Raw genomic sequence first — 20,144 nt, forward strand, 5'->3', positions numbered from 1 at the left:
CGTCATTGGAGCCCACTCCCCCAGAGTCGGCCGCGCGGGCGAGGCCCGCAAGGTCGACTTCGTCTCGGGTACGGCTCGACTGCCCATCGACGGCGGGATCAGTGCCGGGGAGGGGCGTGCCTTTGGCGCGCTTCGCGCGTGAACGACGCCCCATGACCTCCCCTGTCCACCGGTGGATGTGTGACCAGTACCCCGGTCGCACACCTCGTTAGACGCCGAAAACGGGCACAAGGTTTACCCCTGGCGGAAATCCACCTGCCCCTGCGGCACGCGCGAGGGCTCCAGCGGGCGCAACAAGCCGGCGGCGAACCACGCCTCGACGGACTTCGCCTCCTTCGTGTTCGGCACGTAGACGACGCGTGCCATCCAGTCGTCGGAGTTGTTCCGCCGCCACTCCAGGATCAGCCCCGGCCACGGGCCGCGCTCGTACGCCGTACCGAGAACCCAGCAGTGCCGGCGGCTCCGGTCAGGCGGCGGTTCACGCGGATAGCGCCGGTTGCTCCCCATGGGTTCAGCATCGCACATGCATTCGATTACAGCGCAAATCGAAGCTCGCGGGTCAGACTGGCAGGTGGGCTCCGGTGACGCCGGGGGTTTCGGCGAGCACGCGCAGTACGGTCGCGATCCGGGCCGGTGGGGTCCACTTGGCGGTGTTCGCGTCCGGCATCGCGCGGCGGTTGGTGGGGGTGTCGATGGTGCCGGGGAGGATCGCGTTGACGCGGATGTGGTCCTTCGCGTATTCGACGGCGAGGGCGTCCACGAAGGCGAGGACGGCGGCCTTCGCGGTGATGTAGCCGGCCGCTCCGGAGAAGGGCTTGAGGGCGGACATACTCGAAGTACAGGTGATCGATCCACCACCCGCGGCGATCAGCAACGGCAGGACCGCCTGAGTCACCAGGTACGTCGGCCGCAGGTTGAGCCGGAGCTGCGCCTCGAACTCCTCGACTGGCGTCTCATGCACCCGACTCCCGGCCGCAAACCCACCCACCAAATTAACCAACGCCCGAACCGGCGCCCCTTCATCAGCAGCCGCTAGCCGAGCCACCTCAGCAACACCCACTGGATCACTCAAGTCAGCAACAACCGTGTGCAGCCCTTCAGGACTCCCGAGCTCACCCAACGACTTGTCAGACCGCCCGGGCACGACAACCCGCCAGCCCGCCGCCAGGAACTCGGCAGTCACCGCCGACCCAAGCCCGCCGGTGCCCCCAGCAACAACCACAGTCCCAGTCATACCCGGGAGCCTAGTCGGGGAGAGCGAGGGTGCGGCCAGCGTCTCGGGCTGCGGCGATGGTTTGGGAGAGGGTGTTCTTGAGGCTGGCGGCTTCGTCGGCGAAACCTTGGACGACGGAGGTGTCGCCTACTGGTTCGGTGCGGGCCAGGAGTTCTATGTAGCGGTCGCCGTCTTCGAGGGCTGCTTCGGCTCGGAGGGCGGCGTCGGCGGAGCGGACTCGGTCGGCGTAGTGCTCCAGGAGTTCGACTTTGCGTTTGATGGCGTCGACCGAGCGGTTGAGGGCCCGGCGCTGGGGACCCAGGACCGCCTCGAGTTCGGCGGTGGCCATGCCGCGGGCTACCTCGCGCTGGCGGGCGCGGAGTACGGACTGTTCGTGGAGGACCTGGCCGATGTCCCAGAGTTGCTCGGGGAGGACTAGCTCATTCTTGACGTCGTCGAGGAGGCCACGTTTGGTAACCGTTGCCTCTAGCACCGATTTGACGGCGCGCTGGCCGCGGGCGAGCAGCCGGCCGGACTCCTCGTCGAAGTCCTCGGCCAGCAGGTACTTCCCGTGCTGCAGCCGGACCGCCTTCTGTTTGCGGTTCTCGACCGCGGAGCCGACGCCGACCGCGCCGGTGGTGACGACACCGACGATGGCGAGCACGAGGGCTGCCCACGCGGCGACGGCGGTCGGCAGGGTGAGCGCGAAGATGATCAGCGCGAGGATCCAGCCGCCGACGCAGACCGCGAGCCAGACGAGCAGCGAGCCGAAGGTCGCGGCCGGTTCGGTCGACCAGGAGGTCTGCCGCTTGGGCTTGGGGCTGCTCGCGGGCACGAACAGCTCGGGTTTCCGCTCGAACAGCCGGCGGACCTCCACCGGCACGTCCGGCGCGAACACCGGTTCCGGGCCCATCGCACCTCCCCTGTCCACGCTGCTGTCCACCTACCGTCCAGGCTGATCGCGAACCTGCCGATACTCAGCGTAGCGGCGTCCGCAGCCGTTGCAGCTTGACCGCGAGCCCGTCGAGCACGATTCCCAGCCCGAACTCGAACAAGTCGTCCAGCTGGAAGTCGAACTCGAACCCGTCCGGCTCCGCCAGCGCGCGGAACCCGGCGAGATCCTGCTCGACGATCAACTCCGCCAACCGCCCCGCCTGCTGGTCCGCCCACTCGTCGGCGGTCATCCCGGTGTCCTGCTCGGCATGCGCCTCGCTCTCCAGATTCAGCGCGACCCCACGGACATAACCGAAGACGGTGATCGCCGCATACATCGACGTGTTCGCGTCGACACCGAAGCTGCGGACAGCACGCAGTACGGCGTCCGTGTGCGGCAGCAGATTGGGCAACACCTGCGGCCGCCCGATGCTCACCGCGCTCGCCAACCACAGATGAGCCTTGTACGCCGCCCACTGTGCCCGAGCCGCCGTCTCGATCACCGCCCGCCACCCAGCCGGCTCCCGCCGCGGCATCGGAAACTCCCCGATGGCCACATCAACCATCTGCAGCACCAACGCCTCCTTCCCACCCACATACCGGTAGAGCGCCATCGTCGAAACCCCAAGCTCAGTAGCCACCCGGCGCATGGACAAAGCCCCAAGCCCCTCGGCATCAGCAATCCAAATCGCAGTCCGCACAACCTCCTCCTGGCTCAAGGACCCGGAGGTGGGGTGGAGAACACCGAAGCCGCTGCGGGTGGATCCGACGGCGGAGCCGGGTGGGCGGGGAGCTGGGCCGACCACGGTGCCGACTCCGGGCAGGGAGTGCACCAGACCTTCTTGTTGGAGGGCAGTCAGGGCTTTGGTGGCTGTGGCCATGGCGACGCCGTGGGTGCGTACTAGTGCACGGGTGGACGGGATGCGGTCGCCTGGCTGGAGTTCTCCGGCGGTGATCTGCCTGCGGAGCTCCGCTGCGATCTGCTGGTACGGCGCTGCCATCGGTCCTCCGAACTAGTGCACCCCGGCACGGGACGCCAGATGATGTGACGCTGTCTCGTGTACACCGTACGTGCACTACCCCTACGGAAGGAACCGCCATGAAGATCCTCATCTCCGGCGCAGGGATCGCCGGACCCGCACTGGCCTACTGGCTGGAAAAGGCAGGCTTCGAGCCGACCGTCGTCGAGCTCGCCCAGGCGCCGCGGCCGGGCGGGCAGACTGTCGACATCCGTGGCATCGCTCGCGAGGTGGTCGAGCGGATGGGCGTGATGGAGGCCGTCAAGGAGCGGCGGATGCATGAGCGCGGGTTGGCGTACGTGCGGGCCGACGGCCGACGGTCGGCCGCGCTGCCCGCGGAGATCCTCGACGGCGGCGGGCCGGTGGCCGAGATCGAGATTCTGCGCGGTGATCTGTCGGAGATCCTGCTCGACGCGACCAGCCAGAAGATCGAGTACTTGTACGGCGACTCGATCACCAAGCTCGTCCAGGACGACGACGGTGTCCAGGTGACGTTCCACAGCGGCAGCGAGCGTCGTTTCGATCTGGTCGTCGGTGCGGACGGCGTGCACTCGCGAGTCCGTTCACTTGCCTTCGGCAACGAGGCGGAGTTCGTCGAGCACCTCGGCGGCTACGGGTCGTTCTTCACCGTCAAGACGCCCGAACCGCTCGACGGCTGGATGAAGATCTACTCCGCGCCGGGTGGCCGCTGGGTCGGGATGCGGCCGGACCACGACCCGCAGTACGCGAAGGCACTGCTCAGCTTCCGCTCACCGCTGCTCCCCCGGCTCAAGCCGGCCGAGCAGAAAGCCTTGCTGGCGAAGACCTTCGCAGGGGCCGGATGGCACGCGGCCCACGCCATCGACGCGATGGAAGGCGCCGACGACTTCTACTTCGACAGCACGAGCCGCGTCGTAGTACCGGAGTGGTCGCGCGGGCGGATCGTCTTGCTCGGAGACGCCGGCTACTGCGGCTCCCCGATGGCCGGCCACGGTACTGCGCTGTCGCTCGTCGGCGCCTACGTTCTCGCCGGCGAGCTGACCAGGTACGACGGCGATCACGCCCGCGCCTTCCCGGCGTACCAGCGGGAGATGCAGCCGTACGTCGATCAGCGCACCGAACTGCCACCCGGCGGACTGAAGATGGCGATGCCCATGACCGCGACCGGCATCCGGCTGCGCGACGCCTCCACCCGGCTGATGACGTCGCGCCCCTTCCGCCCGCTGCTCGCCAAGCTGGCCGGCCAGCCCGACGCCATCGCCCTCAAGCCGTACCCGGCGATCACTCAGGCCAGGACGACCCAAGGATGATGTCGACGAAGTTGGTGCGCTCGAAGCCGGGCACGAACCGATCGAGCACATCCGCCTTCACATTGCCGAACGTCGTCGCCGGCCGATGCTTGATCCCGTCGTTGAACGCCTGCAGGATCCGGTTCTTGAAGTCCGGCCGCGGGTGCGCCGCCACGATCGCGGCGCGCTCGCCGGCCGTAATCCGGTCCAGCCCCAGCCCCAGCACATCCGCCTCGACCCCGGCCGTGACGAGCGCGATCTCGGGCGCCATGTGCGCGGGGATCTCCGGCGTCGTGTGCAGCGCGATCGCCGTCCAGACCAACTGCGTCTCGTCGTCACCGATCCCGTGCCGGCGCAGGAAGTCGGCGGCCGCGTCGGCGCCGTCGATCTCGAACCGCTGCTGCGATTCCCGGTACTTCGGGGTCAGCCCGAGATCGTGGAACATCGCGCCGACGTACAGCAGCTCCGGGTCGTACTTCAGCTCCCTGCCGTTCAGCGAACCGAACAGGAACACCCGCCGGGAGTGGTCGTAGACCAGGTCGTCGGTCACGTCGCGGACCAGCTCGGTCGCCTCCTCGGCGAGCTTGCTGTCCGGGATCTCGATGCCTGCAATGCTGGACATTCATCCTCCTTGTGGATTGAGGTCCAGCCTCGCGCGGGCGGCACCCCGGCGGTCGGGGCGATCCGGACGGGTATCCCTCGCATCCGGACACCTGACCGAGCGGCCGCGACGGCCGGCACCGCATACTCGGGGAGTGCCTGATGTGCTGGTGGTCGTCTACGACGGGGTCCGGCTGCTCGACGTCACCGGACCGCTCGAGGTGTTCGCGGTCGCCAACGAGCAGGGCGGCGAGTACCGCTCCCGCCTGGCCTCACCCGACGGGCGCGATGTGGTCGCCAACACGGGCACCCGGCTCGGGGCCGACCTGAGCCTGTCGTCGGCGGATGCGCGGGGCGCGACTCTCGTAGTACCGGGTGGTCCCAATTGGCTGCACACCATCAGCGATGCGGGCCTGCTCGACCAGATCCGGCGGCTCTCGGGTCAATCAGCCCGTACTGCGTCAGTCTGCGCCGGGGCCTTCGCTTTGGCCGCGGCCGGATTGCTCGACGGGCGCCGGGCCACGACGCACTGGGAGCTCGCGGACCAACTGGCGCGGCGGTTCCCATTGGTCGAGGTGGACAGCGACGCGATCTTCGTCGAGGACGGGCCGGTGATCACGTCGGCCGGGGTGACGTCGGGGATCGATCTCGCGCTGGCGCTGGTCGAGAAGGACCTCGGCGCGGAGACGGCGCGGCTGGTGGCCAAGCAGATGGTGGTGTTCCTGCAGCGGCCGGGTGGGCAGTCGCAGTTCAGTGTGCGGCTGAGCGCCGGCCAGGCGCGGCATGAGCTGGTGCGGAAGGTGCTTGATGCGATCACCTCGGATCCGGCGGGTGATCACAGTCTCGAAGTACTGGCGTCGCGGGCCGGGGTGAGCGGCCGGCATCTGACCAGGTTGTTTCATGACGAGGTCGGCACTACGCCGGCGCGGTTCGTCGAGAAGGTCCGGGTGGAGGCTGCTCAGCTCTTGCTGGAGGCAACGACGGACCCACTCGACGTGATCGCTCGACAGGTCGGGCTCGGGTCGCCGGAGACGCTGCGACGGGCGTTCGCCCGGGTGCTCAACACGACGCCGGGGCGGCATCGGGCGCGGTTCAGCGGCGTACCGAAGGACAGGTAGTGCAGCGCGAGACGCTGTACACCTTTGGTCGGCTCCCGCTCAGGTGCACTGCTTAGGGCGACGGACGTCCTGTTGTTAAGTACGTCAGTCGAGGGGGGAGATCCAGTCGGGGTTGCGACCCAAGAGGGCTAGCAGGGTGGCTAGGTCGGTGGCGTCGCCGGGGACTTTGAGGCTGCGTTCGAAGGCGGCGCCGGGGCCTCGGGATGCCTCGGTGTCGGGGATTCTGCGGGCCAGAGTCAGGGCCATCTCGACCATGTCCTGGGGTGGGTCGTAGGGGGTGTCGATGGCTCGGGCGAGGTCCCAGGCGTGGACCACGCAGTCCAGCTGGCGGAAGGTGAGGGCGACCCGGCGGGGGAAGGTGCCGAACTCGCGGACCTCCATCGGCTGGTCCAGCGCGCCGCCGTCGGCGAAGGCCTCGGCCACCCGAACGTTGGAGCGGCGGTAGGCGCCGGCCGGGTTGTCGCCCAGCCGCCCGCCCGTCCAGGTCTGGACCGGGGCCGAGCCGTCGCGGGCCGCCGCGGCGAAGCCTTCGTTCTCGCTGACGATGTGCCGCAGCAGGCCGCGGACCGTCCAGTCGGGGCAGGGAGTGGGAAACCACAGGTGCTCTGGTCGCACCTGCATGACTACTTCGCCGAGTACCGCGCCGGCTCGCCGATCCAGATCCCGGATGTCCATCCGCGTTCCTCCACGTCGTCGCCCTGCCCTCGCTGAGCATAGGCCGGTCGGCTCGCGGTCGCCCCCTTTGCGGCGTGGATCCGGGCCTGTGCACGGGATAACCCGCAGCCGGTAGCCTGACCGCATGCCCGGGACGCTCTACATCACAGGTGACAAGGCCGCCGACGGTCTGCTCAACAAGGACGGAACCGCCCTGCTGATCGGCATGCTGCTGGATCAGCAGGTGCCGATGGAGTGGGCGTTCGGCGGTCCGGCAAAGCTGAAGGAACGGCTCGGCCACCTGGACGCGAAGAAGATCGCCGCGATGGACGTCGAAGAGTTCGTCGCGATCTGCTCGGAGAAGCCGTCCATCCACCGGTTCCCGGGGTCGATGGGCAAGCGGATCCACCAGGTCTGTGTCGTGCTCGCCGACGAGTACGGCGGCAAGGCGGCGAACATCTGGAAGGGCGTCGACACCGGCGCCGAGCTGTACGAACGACTGCACGCACTGCCCGGGTACGGCGAGGAGAAGGCGAAGATCTTCGTCGCGATCCTGGCCAAGACGCAGGGCGTCGCGCCGGACGGCTGGCGCGAGGCGGCCGGGAAGTTCGGCGATGACGTGCCGCGTTCGGTCGCCGACATCGACGGCCCGGAGTCGCTGGCCAAGGTCCGCGAGTGGAAGAAGGCCCAGAAGGCCGCGAAACGCGACAAACAGGACAACGCGGTCGGCTGACCAGCAGACTCGGTTCATGCCCGCCGCCCGCGAGTCCGCCGAGGTCGATGGCGTGCGGCTGGCGGAGGCGCTCGACCGAGGGCCGTTCAGCCTCGCCCTGCGGCTGGCGGTGCGCGAGAGCGGGCTGAGCCTGGAGCGGCTGCAGTTCAAGCTGCGGGAGCGCGGTACGCCGGTGAGCAAGACTGCCCTGAGTTATTGGCAGCACGGGCACAACCAGCCTGAGCGGGCCGAGTCGCTGCGGGCACTGGCGGTGATCGAGGAGATTCTCGGGCTGGACGCCGGGGCGTTGGCCGCATTGGTCGGGCCGCCTCGGCCTCGGGGGCGTTGGCTGGTACAGAAGCCGGGAGCCCTGCGGCCCGATCAGGCCTGGGCGCGGCCCGACGGGCTGGCCCGCGCGCTGGAACGGATGGGGAGCAGTCTCGACGCGTTCCATCAGTTCGCGCAGCTCGGGCTGCATCTTCAGCTCAGCGTGGACGCCGAGCGGAGGCTCGAGTCGATCAGCTATCACCTGGTCGCCCGCGCCGATGTCGACGGGATCGACCGCAAGATCGTCGCAGTCCGCAGCGACGCCGGTACCGCCGAACCGCTGGACATCACGAGCACCCGCGGCTGCCGGGTCGGCCGTCAACGCCAGGACGCCGCCACCGGCTTCACCACATTCGAACTGCTCCTCGACCGCCCGCTGCGCGTCGGCGAACTCGCAGTACTCCACTACAAGGTCCGTACCGACCTCCCGGACACCCTGCACAACCAGCGCGTGCAGCAGTCGACGCGCGACTTCTCGATGCAGGTGTCGTTCGCCCCGGCGGTACTACCGGCCCGGGTCTGCCGCAGCTACCGTTCCTCGGTCAGTGACCGCGGCACCGTCAGCGACCTCTCCGTCGGCGCCAGCCACACCGCCGCCTTCGCCGTCCTCGATCCGGCTCCCGGCATCCACAGCCTCGGGTGGGACTGGTTCTAGCACTGCCGCGGCCAGGGCTGTGGTGATCGGTACTGCCGCCACGATGCCCAGGCCGCCGACCAGCGCCCGTACTACCTCGACCGCTACTCGTTCCGTCGACAGGACGTAGCTCTCGGGGACGCCGCTGATGCTGAAAAGCATGAGCATCGGGAGGGCGGCGCCGGCGTACGCGAGGACGAGCGTGTTGACGACGGCGGCCACGTGGGCGCGGCCGACTCTCAGCCCGGCGCTGAACAGCTCGCGCCGTGACGCCGTCGGCTTGGCGGCGGCCAGCTCCCACACCACAGCTGTCTGGGTGATCGCTACGTCGTCGAGCACACCCAGTGCGCCGATCACCAGGCCGGCGATCAGTAGGCCCTTGAGGTCGACAGTTGGTACGTACGAGGCGACCTCGGAGGCGCCGTCGGAGCTGAGGCCGCTGATCCGGGCTGCCCGGAGGAAGACCTCACCTAGTACAGCCGTCAGCATCAGCGCGCCGATGGTGCCGAGGAGAGCGACCGACGTGTGGATGCTGATGCCGTGGGTCAGGTACAACGCGAGCACCATGATCGCCGTACCGCCGACAACCGCCACCAGCAAGGGATCCGAGCCCGACAGGATCGACGGCAGCACGAACTGCGTCAGCACCACGGCTGTCACCGCTAGCGCTACTAGCGCCGCTACTCCACGCCAGCGGGACAGGGCGATCACGGCCACTGCGAAGAGCGCGGCCAGTAGGAGAAGGGGTCGGCTTCGGTCTTGGTCGACGTACAGGTAGCGGTCGGCCGGGTCGGCCTGCTCGACGACGCCTAGGAGGATTCGTTGGCCGGTCTCGACTTTTGGGACCAGGGGGTGCTTGACCGCTCGGGCTGTCACGACGGTTCCCTTGCCGACGCCGTCGGTGACCTTGACCGTTGCCCGGTCGCACTCGTCGGGTGCTAGCGGGCAGGGCACGACGGCGGTGACGATGCCTTTGGCCTTGGCGCTTTGCAGGGCGTCGACTTTGAGGTCGCCTCCTGGTCTGAGCAAGACGAGGAGGATGATCGTCAGGCCTAGCAGGGGCAGGAGCAGGGCTAGCACCAGTACGCGGGTGCGCCGCGCTATCCGGCCGGCTGGACTGTGATGGTGGCCCACTACCAGGCCGCCGGGGAGGAACCCACGACGAGCTTGCGCGGCTCCCCGCTCCCATCAGCCGGTACTACGAAAACGCCCGGCTCCCCGTCGTCCTGCTTGCTGTAGGCAACCATCTTGTTGTCGACCCAGGCGGGTTGGTCGTCGATGTGCGCCGTCTCGGCCAAGGCAATGTCCTGCTGACCGGCCAGCGTGAGCACATGCAGCCGCCAGGTCTTGCCATCGCGGAACTTGTAGGCGATCCGGCTGCCGTCCGGCGACAACGACGGGCATTCGACATTCTCCCGTACTGCCGTCAGCTTCCGGTTCTTCAGGTCGCCACGCATCAGCCAGGTCTTCCCCTTCGACGCCATCGTCGCGTAGAACGTCTCGTCGTCCTGAGCGAACGTCACACCCCAGTAGTTCACGTCAGTCGACTGGTACGGGCGGCCGTCAAGGTATGCAGTGAAGTCCTCGAGCGACCCGTAGTGGGTGCTGGTTTTGAGGTCATAGATCCCCGCGGTCGTCGAGAACGCGCCGGCCATCAGGTAGCTGTCCCCCGACCTGAAAACCGTCCAGGCGGCTAGACGGCCTGACGGAGAAACCCTTACCCTGCTGGGATTTCCCCAGAGTTGAAGGGTTTTGACCACCTTGCCGGCTGTGTTGATCAGGTCGACTTCTGATGCCATTGGTACGGCGGTCGCTCTGAGGCAGGCCATGGTGCCGCCGCTTGCATAGACCCGTTGGCAGGTCGGTCCGGCGCCGATCGGAGTCGGGGCGCCGCCTCCGAGGGCGATTTGCCGGACTCGGTTGCTGCCTGGCTCGACGTACAGCATCGTGCCTGATCGGTCGAGTTGTAGGCCGCTCTGGGCAGCCGCTTGCTGTGTGGTTGCGACTCGCCAGCCGAGGTAGCCGATGCCTGCGGCAACGAAGACGGCGATCGCCAAGGCTCCGGCGACGATCCGGCGACGGCTCAACACGCCGGCGCCTGTCATGCCGCGCCCACCGCAGGAGCCGGCTTGGCCTCACGGCAGAGCCAAGCACCGGCCGCGATGGCCGTCGCCAGCGCTGCCGCGAAGAGCGCGAAGGTCAGAGTCGGCTCGACCGCAGCTGCCATCGCACCGAACGCTAGGGCGCCGGCTGCTCTGGCTAGGGCTTGGGCGGTTTGGACTACTGCCATGCCGGTTGCGCGCAGTGGGGTGGGGATGAGCGGTCCGGCGTACGCCATCAGAACTCCGTCGCTGGCGGCGTAGAAGAGGCCGTGGAGTAGGAGGATCGCGGCTGCGATCAGGCGGCCTTGGGTGTTGGTCGCGATGAGGAGGTAGGCGGTCAGGAGGAGGGCGTGGCCTAGGAGGAAGAGCTTCCAGCGGCCGATGCGGTCTGCGAGGCGGCCGAAGGGGATGGCGGCGAGCATGAAGGTGAGGGCGGTGCCGAGGGGTAGGAGCGGGAGGATCTTGGGTGGGAGGCCGGCGGTGCGCTGCACGGAGAAGTACAGGAACATGTCGCCGACTGTCACCAGGCCGAGGAGGGTGGCGGCGATGATCAGGCGGCGTAGTTCTGGGGCGGTTGCGGCTGCTAGGCCGGCGCGGATGCTGACCGCCGCTTTGGTCACGATGGTGCGGGGCTGGGTGACGAAGAAGATCAGGATGAGCACGCCGACGGCGGCCAGACAGAAGCTGGTGGTGAAGACGACGTCATAGCCACCGGGGATCGCCGCGATGATGGCGAACCCGAGCAACGGTCCAAGCAATGCGCCCGCCGTATCGAGCGCCCGATGGACGCCAAAGGCGCGCCCGAGGTCCTCCACTGGTGTCGACAGCGAGATGAGCGCGTCGCGCGGCGCCGTACGAATACCTTTACCCGCCCGGTCGACGGCGATCACCGAACTCAGCCCAGACAGCGACCCACCCACAGCCGGCAACCCAAGCTTCGTCACCGCCGACAACCCGTACCCAGCAATAGCAACAGCCTTCGGCCGTCCAAGCCGATCAGCCACATGCCCACCGGCCAACCTCAACAACGCGGTTGCCCCGGTGTAGAGCGCATCCAGCGCCCCCAGCTGCAGAAATCCAAGTCCGAGCCCGTACATCAGATAGAGCGGCAGAATCGCCGTCACCATCTCCGCGGAGGCATCCGTCACCAGGCTCACCAACCCGAGCGCCACGACCGTGCCCGAAACTCGCCGCGCGGCGCGGCTCGTGGGAGGCGGGGAGCCGGCAAGCGAGGGAGGATCCCCAGCGGTGGTGCGGGCGGCGTCGGCCGCCCGCGTGTTCGACAGGTACATCATTTGGGGTGGCAGGTGCCTTGGACGGAGTCGGTGAAGGTTCGGCCGGCTACTGGGACGAAGTCGGCTGTGTAGCCCGTCGCGGTGAGGGTTAGTTTGCCGACGCCGAAGGTGTTGTAGTCCTTCTTTTCGATGGTGGCTTTGGTGGTGCCGCCTGCGCCGTAGAGGGCGCGGCCGCCGGTGCCGATGAGGAGTTGGCGGACGCCGTTCGTGGTGTCCTTGGTGCCGTCGGGCTTGGAGGGGGCGAAGCGGATGTAGTTGTGGTCGTGGCCGCTGATCACCAGGTCGGCTTTGTAGTCGTACAAGGCCTGGAAGAAGGGCTGGACCGACGTGTTGTCGCTGTAGTTGCCGGCGGCGAAGCGGGAGTGGTGCCAGTACGCCGCAGTACAAGGCTTGGTGCTGGCCTCGAGGTCGGCGCGCAGCCACTGGACCTGGGCGCTCGTGGAGGTCTTGGCGATGTTCGAGTTCAGCGCGACGAAGTGCCAGTCACCGACGTCGTAGCTGTAGTAGCCCTTGGTCCGGTCCCCCGCCCGGCCGGTCGCCTGCCCGACGCCGTTGAAGTAGTCGAAGTACCCCTTCGCGTTGGCCGTCACGTACTCGTGGTTGCCCGGCGTCGGGAACGTCTTGCTCTTGAAGACTCCCCATTGCGGGTTGTAGCTGTTGTTGTACTCCGACAGCGTCCCGCTCTCATAAGCGTTGTCCCCGGCCGTGATCACCGCCGTCGGATTCATCGCCTCCACCAGCGGGCGGGTCTGGTTGCACGCCGAGCCGCAGATGTCACCAGCGGCCGCGACAGTCACAGTCGCCAGGACACCGGCCTGGTAGGCGTCGACCCGATAGCTACTGGCCGACGAGGTGAAGTTCGGCTTGACCGTCACGCAGTTGCCGACGAAAGCCCTGGTGTAGAAGGCCTTCCCGGCCCAGTTGGTTGCCTTGAGCGTGTACTGCCCACCGGCTGAGCCGGTCACCGTGACCGTGTCCTTGCCGGTCAGAGTCAGCTCCCGGAAGCGAACCCGGACCCACCGAGAGTCCGTGCTCGCGCACACCTGCTGACTGGTCCCGGCCTTCGCCAAGGCCGGGACTGCCACCGTCTTCGCGCCGCTCTCGGCGAGCTGAAGCTGCTCACCCGCGACGACGGTGTCTTGCTGGGGTTCTATCGATGCGGCCACAGGCCGAGCATCGCCACTGCTGGAGGAGTTGGTGGCGACGATGGTCAGGGCGCCGGCGAGCAGTCCTCCGGTGACGAGGGCCGCGATCGTGGTACGACGGGACGGTCTGTTCATGGTTCCACCTCGGGCGGTAGGGGGTGAACAGCAAAGTAGCGGGCTGAACACAATCAGCAACCACCCCGAAAAGCTCTATCCGATGTTCACTGAATGAACACCGCGTGAAGCACGCCGCGGAACCCGTTTTCCAGCGGACTGTTCAGAGTTTTAGCGCACGCGTCCGCCACAGCAGGTACACGAAGTACGGCGCCCCGATCAGCGCCGTCAGCAGGCCGGCCGGGATCTGCGCCGGCGCCAGCAGCGTCCGCCCGAGGCTGTCCGCGACACTGACCAGTACTGCGCCCAGCAACGCCGCAACCGGCAGCAACCGGGCATGCCGTCCGCCCACGAGTGCCCGGGCCGCATGGGGAGCGACCAGCCCGACGAACCCGACCACCCCGATCGCGGAGACGGCCGCGGCAGTCATCAGCGCGGCGCCGACCAGCGCGACGAGGCGGGTGCGCTCCAGCCGTACGCCGAGAATGCGCGGGATGTCGTCGTCCAGCGAGAGCAGGTCGAGCTCGCGGCGGGCCAGCACGATCACCGGTGTCAGGACGAGCAACGCGAGCGCCACCGGGATCACCTGCGGCAAGGTGCGTCCGTAGGTGCTGCCGGACAGCCAGGTCATCGCGAGGCTGAGGTTCCAGGGGTCGGTGTAGACGATGACGAAGGTGATGATCGCGGTCGTCGCCGACGAGACGCCGACCCCGATCAGCACCAGCCGGTCCGAACTGAGCCCACCCCTCCAGGAGACCAGATAGACCAGCGCGAAGGTGGCCAGTGCGGCCGCGGCGGCGACGCCGGACAGGAGCCAGATCCCGGCTGCCGGTACCGCCATCAGGACGACGACGGCGCCGACACCGGCACCGCCTGTGATGCCAAGGATGCCCGGCTCCGCAAGTGGGTTGCGGCAGACGGCCTGCACGGTCGCGCCCGCGATCGCCAGCGCCGCTCCGCAGAGAACGGCCGACAGGACCCGCGGGAAACGCGTGTCGAGGACGAACGTGATCGCCCGCCCGGACCGGCCGTTGAGCCAGTTGACGATGTCGCCGGTCCGCAGGAAGGCATCACCCGCGAGCATCGCGAAGACGAACGCCGCCACCAGCAGCACGATCAGCGCAACGAGGACGATCCAGAACGTGCGCAGGGACCGCAGACCGCCACCGACTCCCCCGGCCTGTTGCCGGCTCGGCCCGGAGTCGCGGAACCGGCGAGCCAGCCAGACGAGCACGATCGCGCCGACCAGCATCGTCATGATGCCGGTCGGGATCTCCACGCCCGCTTGGCCGCCGAGGATCGCGCGCAGTACGACGTCCGACGCGATCACCACCAGGATGCCGGCCAGCCCGGACAACGGCAGCAGCACCCGGTGCCGCATGAGCCCCGGGACGAGCGGAGCGATCAGCCGGACGAGCACCGGTGCGACGAGCCCGACGAACCCGACCGGGCCGGCGACGGTGACCGCAGCTGCGGACAACAGCACGGTGACGAGCGTGATCCACACCCTCGTACGGCGTACCCGGACACCCAATACGGAAGCCGTATCGTCGCCCAGGGCAAGGATGTCCAGCTTCGACGCCAGCATCATCGCCCCGAAGATGCCGACGGCAACGACCGGCGCCATCTGCTCGACCGCGACGAGGTCGGTCTGGACGAGCGTCCCGGCGCCCCACGCGAAGGTGCCGATCGTCTCCTCGCGATACAGCAGCATCAGCAGGGTGGTCACCCCGGCCAGCGCCATCGCGACGGCCGACCCGGCCAGGATCAACCGGGTCGGCCCGGCGGTACCACCGGCCGACAATCCCAAGACCAGTACTGCCGCCGCCAATCCGCCGACGAACGCGATGCCACCCGACGGAAGGGCCGGGAGCGTGATCCCGAAGGCCGCGAAGATCACGACCGCCAGGTAAGCGCCCGCGTTGACGCCGAGCGTGTCCGGCGAGGCGAGCGGGTTCCGGGCGAGTGACTGCAGACCAGCTCCAGCGACACCCAGCGCAAGCCCGACCAGTACGCCGGCCAGCAACCGAGGCAGCCGGGACGCGACCAGCACGTTGGCCGAGTTGTCCGTGCCTTGGCCGATCACCAGCTTGAGCAGGTCGCCGGCGTTCACCGACGACGTGCCCTGGGTGAGGTGGACCGCGGCCAGCACCACGATCGCGACGACCGCGATCGCGAAGACGCCCGCCACCCGCACCCGGCGTACAGGCTCCAGGGGCGCGGTGGCGAGGCCGGGCCGCTGGGCGGTCAGCTGGGTCAAGAGGTGACTGCCTGCACCGTCGCGTCGATGAACTGCTCGGTCGACTTCGGGCCGCCGAACATCCAGATCCCGTCGGCCAGCCGGTGCACGTTGCCGCTCTTCACGAACGGCAGGTTCTTCCAGATCGCGTTCTTGGCCAGGTCGCCGTCGAACACGTCACCGCCGTCGCCGTTGTTGGCGATGTAGAGGAACTCGCCGTCCTTCAGCTTGGTCAGGCCCTCGATGTCGGTCTGCGCGAGGCCGTAGTCGGGATCGCCGGCGCCGGTCCAGGCGTTCTTCAGGCCGAGCTCGTTCGTCACCGCGCCGAGCAGCGAGCCGGAGGTGAACATCCGGATCGAGATCGTGCTGCCCTGCTTGTAACCGTCGGCCATCGTGTACGGCGTACCGGCCTTGCCCGCGTCGGCGAGCTTCTGCTTGCCCTCGGCAAGCTTCTTGTCGAAGTCGGCGAGCGCGGTCCTGGCCTGGTCGGTCCTGCCGACCGCCTGGGCGACCAGTTCGAGGTTCGTCCGCATCTGCGGGATGGCGTTCTTGGCGTCCGCGCCCCGGATGACGAGGACCGGCGCGGCCTTCTCCAGTTGGGCGATGGTGGCCGGCGACTCGTCCGTGGTGGTGATGATCAGGTCGGGCGTGAGCGCGACGATCGCGTCCACGCTCGCCTCACCGCGGGTGCCGACGTCCTTGGCCGACGCGTCGAGCTTCTCCGCGCTCACCCAGGTGTTGTAGCCCTTCACGTCGGCGACGCCGACCGGCTGGACGCCGAGGGTGATCAGGTTCTCGACGATGCCCCACTCCAGGCCGACCACCTTGGTCGCGGGGGCCTTGAGATCGACCTTCTTGTTCCGCGCGTCGGTGACGGAGACGGGCTGGTTCGCGTTCGAACTGTTCGCCTCCGGGGTGACGTTCTCGCTGCTGCCACAGGCGGTCAGTACCAACGCCAGGGTTGCGGCGGTTAGGGCGGTGACTCTTTTCATCTATGACCTTTGCTGGAGGGTTTGGCGTTGCAGGTGTTTGCCGACGGGCTGGGTGGTGACGAGGCCCGTCGCGGGATCGGTGCCGACCTCGATCCGGATCCCGTACGTCTCCGAGAGCGCATCGGCTTGCAGGACCTCGGCCGGCGTACCGGTCGCGCGGATCCGGCCCTGGTCGAGCAGGGCGATCCGGTCGGCGACGGCCGCTGCCTGGTTCAGATCGTGCAGGACGACGCCGACGGCGACACCGTGGTCGTCGGCGAGGTCGCGCATCAGGTCGAGGATCTCGACCTGATAGCGCAGGTCGAGGAAGGTGGTCGGCTCGTCGAGCAGCAGGACGCCGGTGTCCTGGGCCAGACAGGTGGCGAGCCAGACGCGCTGGAGTTCGCCGCCCGACAGTTCGTCGACCGCGCGCTCGGCCATCGCGGCGACGCCGGTGACGTCCATCGCGTGGGTGATGGCGCGATTGCCGTCCGGGTCGTCATGACGCCAGCGGCCGCGGTACGGGTGTCTTCCGTACCCGACTACGTCCCTCACACTGACGCCGTTGGGCGTCGGGCGGGACTGCGAGAGCAAGGTCACCCGCCGGGCGAAGTCCTTCGAGGTCAAGCTCAGCGCCGACTCCCCGTCGGGGAAGGTGATCTCGCCTGCGTCGGGCTTGTGCAGCCGGGCCAGGGCACGCAGCAGCGTCGACTTGCCGCTGCCGTTCGGCCCGACCAGCGCGGTGACCTCGGCAGCCGCGATCTCCAGCGACGCTCCGTCGACCACCTGCTTGCCGTGATAGCCGAGAGACAGCGCGCTCCCGGTCAGCCCCACTGACTCCCGCATGGACCGAAGGATAGCCTCACCTAAGTAGCACTGTCAGCTTCACAACCAGCGACGGGGTGACTACGCGCTGAGCAATTGATCGGCCAGCCACGGGTAGGCGTAGCTGAAGGCCTGGGTGGCGAACTGCCAGTTGTGGCCGCCGGGCTGGACGGTCAGGGTCGAGGTGATGCCGACCTTCTTGCCGGCGGCGATGAACTCCTTGGCCACCCGGATGTGGGTGAGCTCCTCGGTGCCGTCCAGGTACTGGCCGGTGATCGGCGGGTACGGGCCGTGCTTGGCCATCACGGTCAGCGGGGCGTGCGCGTTGTACGCCGCTTGCGAACCACCGAAGAGATTGGCGACCGTCTGAGCCTCGTCGCCGGTGTTCGGGGCCTCGTCGCCGGAGATGTCGACGAAGTGCCGGAACGCCTCGGGGTGCTCGGTGACGAGCCCGATGGCGCAGGTACCGCCCATCGAGAAGCCGGCGATCGCCCATTTGTCTGGATCCGCCGAGGCGCCGAAGTGCTTCTCGACGTACTGCGGAACGTCGAGCACGAGGTGGTCCTCGGACTGCCCATGCGGGCCGTTGACGCACTCGGTGTCGTTGCCGAATCCGCCGGTCGGATCGACGAAGACCAGGATCGGGCCGGCGCCGTGATGGCGGGCCGCGTAGTGCTCGGCGGTCTGGACGGCCTGGCCGATGCGGATCCAGTTCTCCGGCTTGGAGTGCTCGGCGGCGATCATCTCGACGGCTGGGAGGGCAGGCCGTTCCTTCTGGAACCACGCCGGGGGCAGCCAGACCAGCTCGGGCCGGTGCTTGAAGCCGCTGGGCGTCGCCGGGATGGTGATCTTGACGAGCTTGCCGGTCTTCTGGGCTACCGGGTCCGGCTTGGTGGTCAGCTGGTGGAGTGACACCTCGCCGGGTACCTGCTTGTTCTCGATCCCCGCGACAGCATCGCCGACTGTGGGGAAGTACCCGACGAACTGGTTGACGCCGTTGGCGCAGACGACGGCGGCCAAGGTGGCGGCGACGGCTGCTGCTCCTCGATGGCGCCAGTTCACTGTCCTTGCTGTTGCCGCGTGCCCGGTGACCCGCCGGGGCGCGTTCCAGCCGACGATCAGTACCAGTAGCGAGCCGACCACGACGCCGAACCACAGCCACACCGATAACGGCAGCGGATCAGTGACGCCTGCCGCCGGCAGCACCACTCGGGCAGTGAGCAAGCCGGCCGCCGCCGCGCCGATTGCGATGACCGGCAGCTTCCTGGTTCGCCACCGGCTGTCCCGCCACCCGACGGCTACCAGCAGCGCGATGACAGCGACGCTCTCGAGGGTCCACGGCAGCCATCCGCTCAGCAGCGATACCTCTAATGCCACGTTATCCTCCATAGGCCCCCGGACCCCTGCCCCGAAGGTAGACGCCCTGCCGACTAGTTTGGTTGCCGCACGCCGTGCGAGTCGTTGAACCCTTTGAGGAGGAGTTATGGGACGTGCCGTACGTCGCCATTCGTTGATTGCCGGTGCGTTGGCTCTGGGGCTGGTTGCCGCGGTGAGTCCGGCGGCGTCAGCAGCGCCGACCTCACAGTTCTCCCCCGGCGCTGCTGGGGACGGGGATCCGTACTTCCCTGACATGGGGAACGGCGGGTATGACGTGAGTCACTACGACATCAAACTCGCGTTCAGCCCGACGACTCATGCGATCAGCGCGACGACGACGATCTCGGCCCGGGCGACACAGAACCTGTCGCGCTTCGACCTCGACTTCCTCGGGCCGCTGAAGATCAGCAAGCTCTCGGTCAACGGGCGGAGTGCGGCCTTCAAGCGGACCGGCGCGCAGGAGCTGGTGATCACGCCGCCGCACGGGTTGCGGCGCGGGAGCAAGTTTGTCGTCTCGGTGTCGTATGCGGGCGTCCCTCGGAAGATCGATGACCCCGCTCTGGGGATCTCGGGCTGGGCCGCGACGAAGGACGGCGCGGTCGCGCTCAACCAGCCGATCGGCGCGGCGACGTACTACCCGGTGAACGACACGACGCGCGACAAGGCGACGTACAGCCAGACCGTGAACGTGCCCAACGGCCTGACGGTACTGGCGAACGGCGAGCCTGGTCCCGTCACCAAGCGAGGCGGGCGGACCACCTTCCGGTGGAAGATGAACCAGCCGATGGCCAGCGAGCTCAGCATGCTCGCCATCGGGAAGTACAACGTCACCCGCGGCAAGCTGCGCGACGGCCGCCCGAACATCACCGCGATCGGCCAGTCGGTCGACACCGTCGCCGGCCAGGGCAAGGTCCTCAACAAGACCACCGCGCAGGTCGTCGAATGGGAGCAGTCGCTGTACGGCCGCTACCCGTTCGCCTCGACCGGCGGCATCATCGGCGACGTAGGCGTCCACTACGCGCTCGAGACCCAGGGCCGCCCGGTCTACGACCAGCGCAGCAGCAAGGTCAGCGGCGACCTACTGGCCCACGAACTGGGCCACCAATGGTTCGGCGACTCCCTCACCCCCGCCCGCTGGTCGGACATCTGGCTCAACGAAGGCTTCGCCACGTACTCCGAATGGCTCTACCAGGAAAAGTTCAACGGCGTCCCCGCCCAGAAGACCTTCGCCCAGGCCTACGCAGCCGAAAAAGACTGGACCGGCAAGGTAGCCAACCCCGGCCGAGACCAGATCTTCGACGACCTCGTCTACACCCGAGGCGCCCTGACCCTCCACGCCCTCCGCCTGAAAATCGGCGACAAGGCCTTCTTCACCCTCCTGAAGACCTGGCCCACCACCCACCGCCACTCAAACGTCTCAACCCAAACCTTCATCAAGTACGTCGAGCACCAAACCCACCGCAACCTCGCCCCGTTCTTCCAAACCTGGCTCTACCAACCAGGCAAACCCCAGCTCTGAACCCACACCCCGCCGTCCGAGCCCACATCATGTGGGCTTGAACACCCAGCGGTGACCTTGAACACCGAACGGTGGGCTT

At 68.0% G+C, this 20,144-nt stretch carries 18 protein-coding genes; 4 read left to right on the forward strand and 14 right to left on the reverse strand.

Annotated elements, in window-relative coordinates:
- Positions 1-234 precede the first annotated feature (234 nt).
- The 4 genes from ABD768_RS09520 to ABD768_RS09535 form a co-directional block, all read right to left on the reverse strand.
- On the reverse strand, positions 235-507 hold the full coding sequence (locus tag ABD768_RS09520) for a hypothetical protein (protein WP_343983101.1): 273 nt from the start codon (positions 505-507) through the stop codon (positions 235-237).
- Between the two features lie 52 nt (positions 508-559).
- The gene (locus ABD768_RS09525) at positions 560-1,234 is read right to left on the reverse strand and encodes an SDR family NAD(P)-dependent oxidoreductase (RefSeq protein ID WP_344839519.1); all 675 of its coding nucleotides are present in this window, start codon (positions 1,232-1,234) and stop codon (positions 560-562) included.
- A gap of 10 nt (positions 1,235-1,244) precedes the next feature.
- Positions 1,245-2,126 (reverse strand): magnesium transporter CorA family protein, encoded by an 882-nt coding sequence (locus ABD768_RS09530; RefSeq protein ID WP_344839521.1) that lies wholly within the window; start codon positions 2,124-2,126, stop codon positions 1,245-1,247.
- Between the two features lie 64 nt (positions 2,127-2,190).
- Complete coding sequence (locus tag ABD768_RS09535; protein ID WP_344839522.1) at positions 2,191-3,147, reverse strand: GntR family transcriptional regulator; 957 nt, start codon at positions 3,145-3,147, stop codon at positions 2,191-2,193.
- 98 nt (positions 3,148-3,245) lie between these two features.
- On the opposite strand from ABD768_RS09535, the gene ABD768_RS09540 reads away from it, so the two are divergent.
- Entirely contained in the window at positions 3,246-4,454 is a 1,209-nt protein-coding gene (locus ABD768_RS09540; RefSeq protein WP_344839525.1) for an FAD-dependent monooxygenase, read from the forward strand.
- Here the strand turns inward: ABD768_RS09540 and ABD768_RS09545 are convergent.
- Complete coding sequence (locus ABD768_RS09545; protein WP_344839528.1) at positions 4,426-5,055, reverse strand: HD domain-containing protein; 630 nt, start codon at positions 5,053-5,055, stop codon at positions 4,426-4,428. The genes ABD768_RS09540 and ABD768_RS09545 overlap by 29 nt on opposite strands.
- A 133-nt stretch (positions 5,056-5,188) precedes the next feature.
- On the opposite strand from ABD768_RS09545, the gene ABD768_RS09550 reads away from it, so the two are divergent.
- Entirely contained in the window at positions 5,189-6,151 is a 963-nt protein-coding gene (locus ABD768_RS09550) for a GlxA family transcriptional regulator (RefSeq protein WP_344839530.1), read from the forward strand.
- Between the two features lie 84 nt (positions 6,152-6,235).
- Here the strand turns inward: ABD768_RS09550 and ABD768_RS09555 are convergent, their stop codons facing one another.
- Positions 6,236-6,826, reverse strand: coding sequence for a TIGR03086 family metal-binding protein (locus tag ABD768_RS09555; protein WP_343983080.1), 591 nt, complete (start codon positions 6,824-6,826; stop codon positions 6,236-6,238).
- A gap of 124 nt (positions 6,827-6,950) precedes the next feature.
- Here ABD768_RS09555 and ABD768_RS09560 point away from each other — a divergent pair, with 124 nt between their 5' ends.
- A complete protein-coding gene (locus ABD768_RS09560; protein ID WP_343983077.1) occupies positions 6,951-7,538 on the forward strand; it encodes an HhH-GPD-type base excision DNA repair protein in 588 nt (195 codons plus the stop codon).
- Between the two features lie 811 nt (positions 7,539-8,349).
- On the opposite strand, the gene ABD768_RS09565 is transcribed toward ABD768_RS09560, so the two are convergent.
- From ABD768_RS09565 to ABD768_RS09600, 8 genes are all read right to left on the reverse strand, one after another.
- Positions 8,350-9,558: a YibE/F family protein gene (locus ABD768_RS09565; protein ID WP_344839533.1), complete on the reverse strand. Its 1,209-nt coding sequence runs from the start codon at positions 9,556-9,558 to the stop codon at positions 8,350-8,352.
- 53 nt (positions 9,559-9,611) lie between these two features.
- Positions 9,612-10,583 (reverse strand): hypothetical protein, encoded by a 972-nt coding sequence (locus ABD768_RS09570; protein WP_344839535.1) that lies wholly within the window; start codon positions 10,581-10,583, stop codon positions 9,612-9,614.
- Positions 10,580-11,875 (reverse strand): MFS transporter, encoded by a 1,296-nt coding sequence (locus ABD768_RS09575; protein ID WP_344839538.1) that lies wholly within the window; start codon positions 11,873-11,875, stop codon positions 10,580-10,582. Before ABD768_RS09575 ends, ABD768_RS09570 begins: the two co-directional genes overlap by 4 nt.
- Positions 11,872-13,155: a metallophosphoesterase family protein gene (locus ABD768_RS09580; protein ID WP_344839539.1), complete on the reverse strand. Its 1,284-nt coding sequence runs from the start codon at positions 13,153-13,155 to the stop codon at positions 11,872-11,874. The genes ABD768_RS09575 and ABD768_RS09580 overlap by 4 nt, the downstream gene beginning before the upstream one ends.
- A 142-nt stretch (positions 13,156-13,297) precedes the next feature.
- Positions 13,298-15,394, reverse strand: a complete 2,097-nt coding sequence (locus ABD768_RS09585) for an iron ABC transporter permease (protein WP_344839541.1) — start codon at positions 15,392-15,394, stop codon at positions 13,298-13,300.
- A complete protein-coding gene (locus ABD768_RS09590) occupies positions 15,391-16,365 on the reverse strand; it encodes an ABC transporter substrate-binding protein (protein ID WP_344839543.1) in 975 nt (324 codons plus the stop codon). The genes ABD768_RS09585 and ABD768_RS09590 overlap by 4 nt, the downstream gene beginning before the upstream one ends.
- Positions 16,366-17,190 carry an ABC transporter ATP-binding protein gene (locus ABD768_RS09595; RefSeq protein WP_344839546.1) on the reverse strand — a complete coding sequence of 275 codons (825 nt, stop codon included), beginning with the start codon at positions 17,188-17,190 and terminating at the stop codon, positions 16,366-16,368.
- A gap of 60 nt (positions 17,191-17,250) precedes the next feature.
- Entirely contained in the window at positions 17,251-18,546 is a 1,296-nt protein-coding gene (locus ABD768_RS09600; protein WP_344839548.1) for an alpha/beta hydrolase, read from the reverse strand.
- A gap of 106 nt (positions 18,547-18,652) precedes the next feature.
- Here ABD768_RS09600 and ABD768_RS09605 point away from each other — a divergent pair, with 106 nt between their 5' ends.
- The gene (locus tag ABD768_RS09605; RefSeq protein WP_344839551.1) at positions 18,653-20,065 is read left to right on the forward strand and encodes a M1 family metallopeptidase; all 1,413 of its coding nucleotides are present in this window, start codon (positions 18,653-18,655) and stop codon (positions 20,063-20,065) included.
- Positions 20,066-20,144 lie beyond the last annotated feature (79 nt).

It is taken from the genome of Kribbella ginsengisoli (genome assembly GCF_039537185.1).
Classification (GTDB): domain Bacteria; phylum Actinomycetota; class Actinomycetes; order Propionibacteriales; family Kribbellaceae; genus Kribbella; species Kribbella koreensis.

What these genes read in the sequence shown, in the direction of transcription:
- ABD768_RS09595 (WP_344839546.1), bottom strand. Translation starts at nt 17,190, where the DNA reads ATGCGGGAGTCAGTGGGGCTGACCGGGAGCGCGCTGTCTCTCGGCTAT.
- ABD768_RS09590 (WP_344839543.1), bottom strand. Translation starts at nt 16,365, where the DNA reads ATGAAAAGAGTCACCGCCCTAACCGCCGCAACCCTGGCGTTGGTACTG.
- ABD768_RS09560 (WP_343983077.1), top strand. Translation starts at nt 6,951, where the DNA reads ATGCCCGGGACGCTCTACATCACAGGTGACAAGGCCGCCGACGGTCTG.
- ABD768_RS09535 (WP_344839522.1), bottom strand. Translation starts at nt 3,147, where the DNA reads ATGGCAGCGCCGTACCAGCAGATCGCAGCGGAGCTCCGCAGGCAGATC.
- ABD768_RS09520 (WP_343983101.1), bottom strand. Translation starts at nt 507, where the DNA reads ATGGGGAGCAACCGGCGCTATCCGCGTGAACCGCCGCCTGACCGGAGC.
- ABD768_RS09575 (WP_344839538.1), bottom strand. Translation starts at nt 11,875, where the DNA reads ATGATGTACCTGTCGAACACGCGGGCGGCCGACGCCGCCCGCACCACC.
- ABD768_RS09605 (WP_344839551.1), top strand. Translation starts at nt 18,653, where the DNA reads ATGGGACGTGCCGTACGTCGCCATTCGTTGATTGCCGGTGCGTTGGCT.
- ABD768_RS09570 (WP_344839535.1), bottom strand. Translation starts at nt 10,583, where the DNA reads ATGACAGGCGCCGGCGTGTTGAGCCGTCGCCGGATCGTCGCCGGAGCC.
- ABD768_RS09525 (WP_344839519.1), bottom strand. Translation starts at nt 1,234, where the DNA reads ATGACTGGGACTGTGGTTGTTGCTGGGGGCACCGGCGGGCTTGGGTCG.
- ABD768_RS09580 (WP_344839539.1), bottom strand. Translation starts at nt 13,155, where the DNA reads ATGAACAGACCGTCCCGTCGTACCACGATCGCGGCCCTCGTCACCGGA.
- ABD768_RS09540 (WP_344839525.1), top strand. Translation starts at nt 3,246, where the DNA reads ATGAAGATCCTCATCTCCGGCGCAGGGATCGCCGGACCCGCACTGGCC.
- ABD768_RS09530 (WP_344839521.1), bottom strand. Translation starts at nt 2,126, where the DNA reads ATGGGCCCGGAACCGGTGTTCGCGCCGGACGTGCCGGTGGAGGTCCGC.
- ABD768_RS09555 (WP_343983080.1), bottom strand. Translation starts at nt 6,826, where the DNA reads ATGGACATCCGGGATCTGGATCGGCGAGCCGGCGCGGTACTCGGCGAA.
- ABD768_RS09545 (WP_344839528.1), bottom strand. Translation starts at nt 5,055, where the DNA reads ATGTCCAGCATTGCAGGCATCGAGATCCCGGACAGCAAGCTCGCCGAG.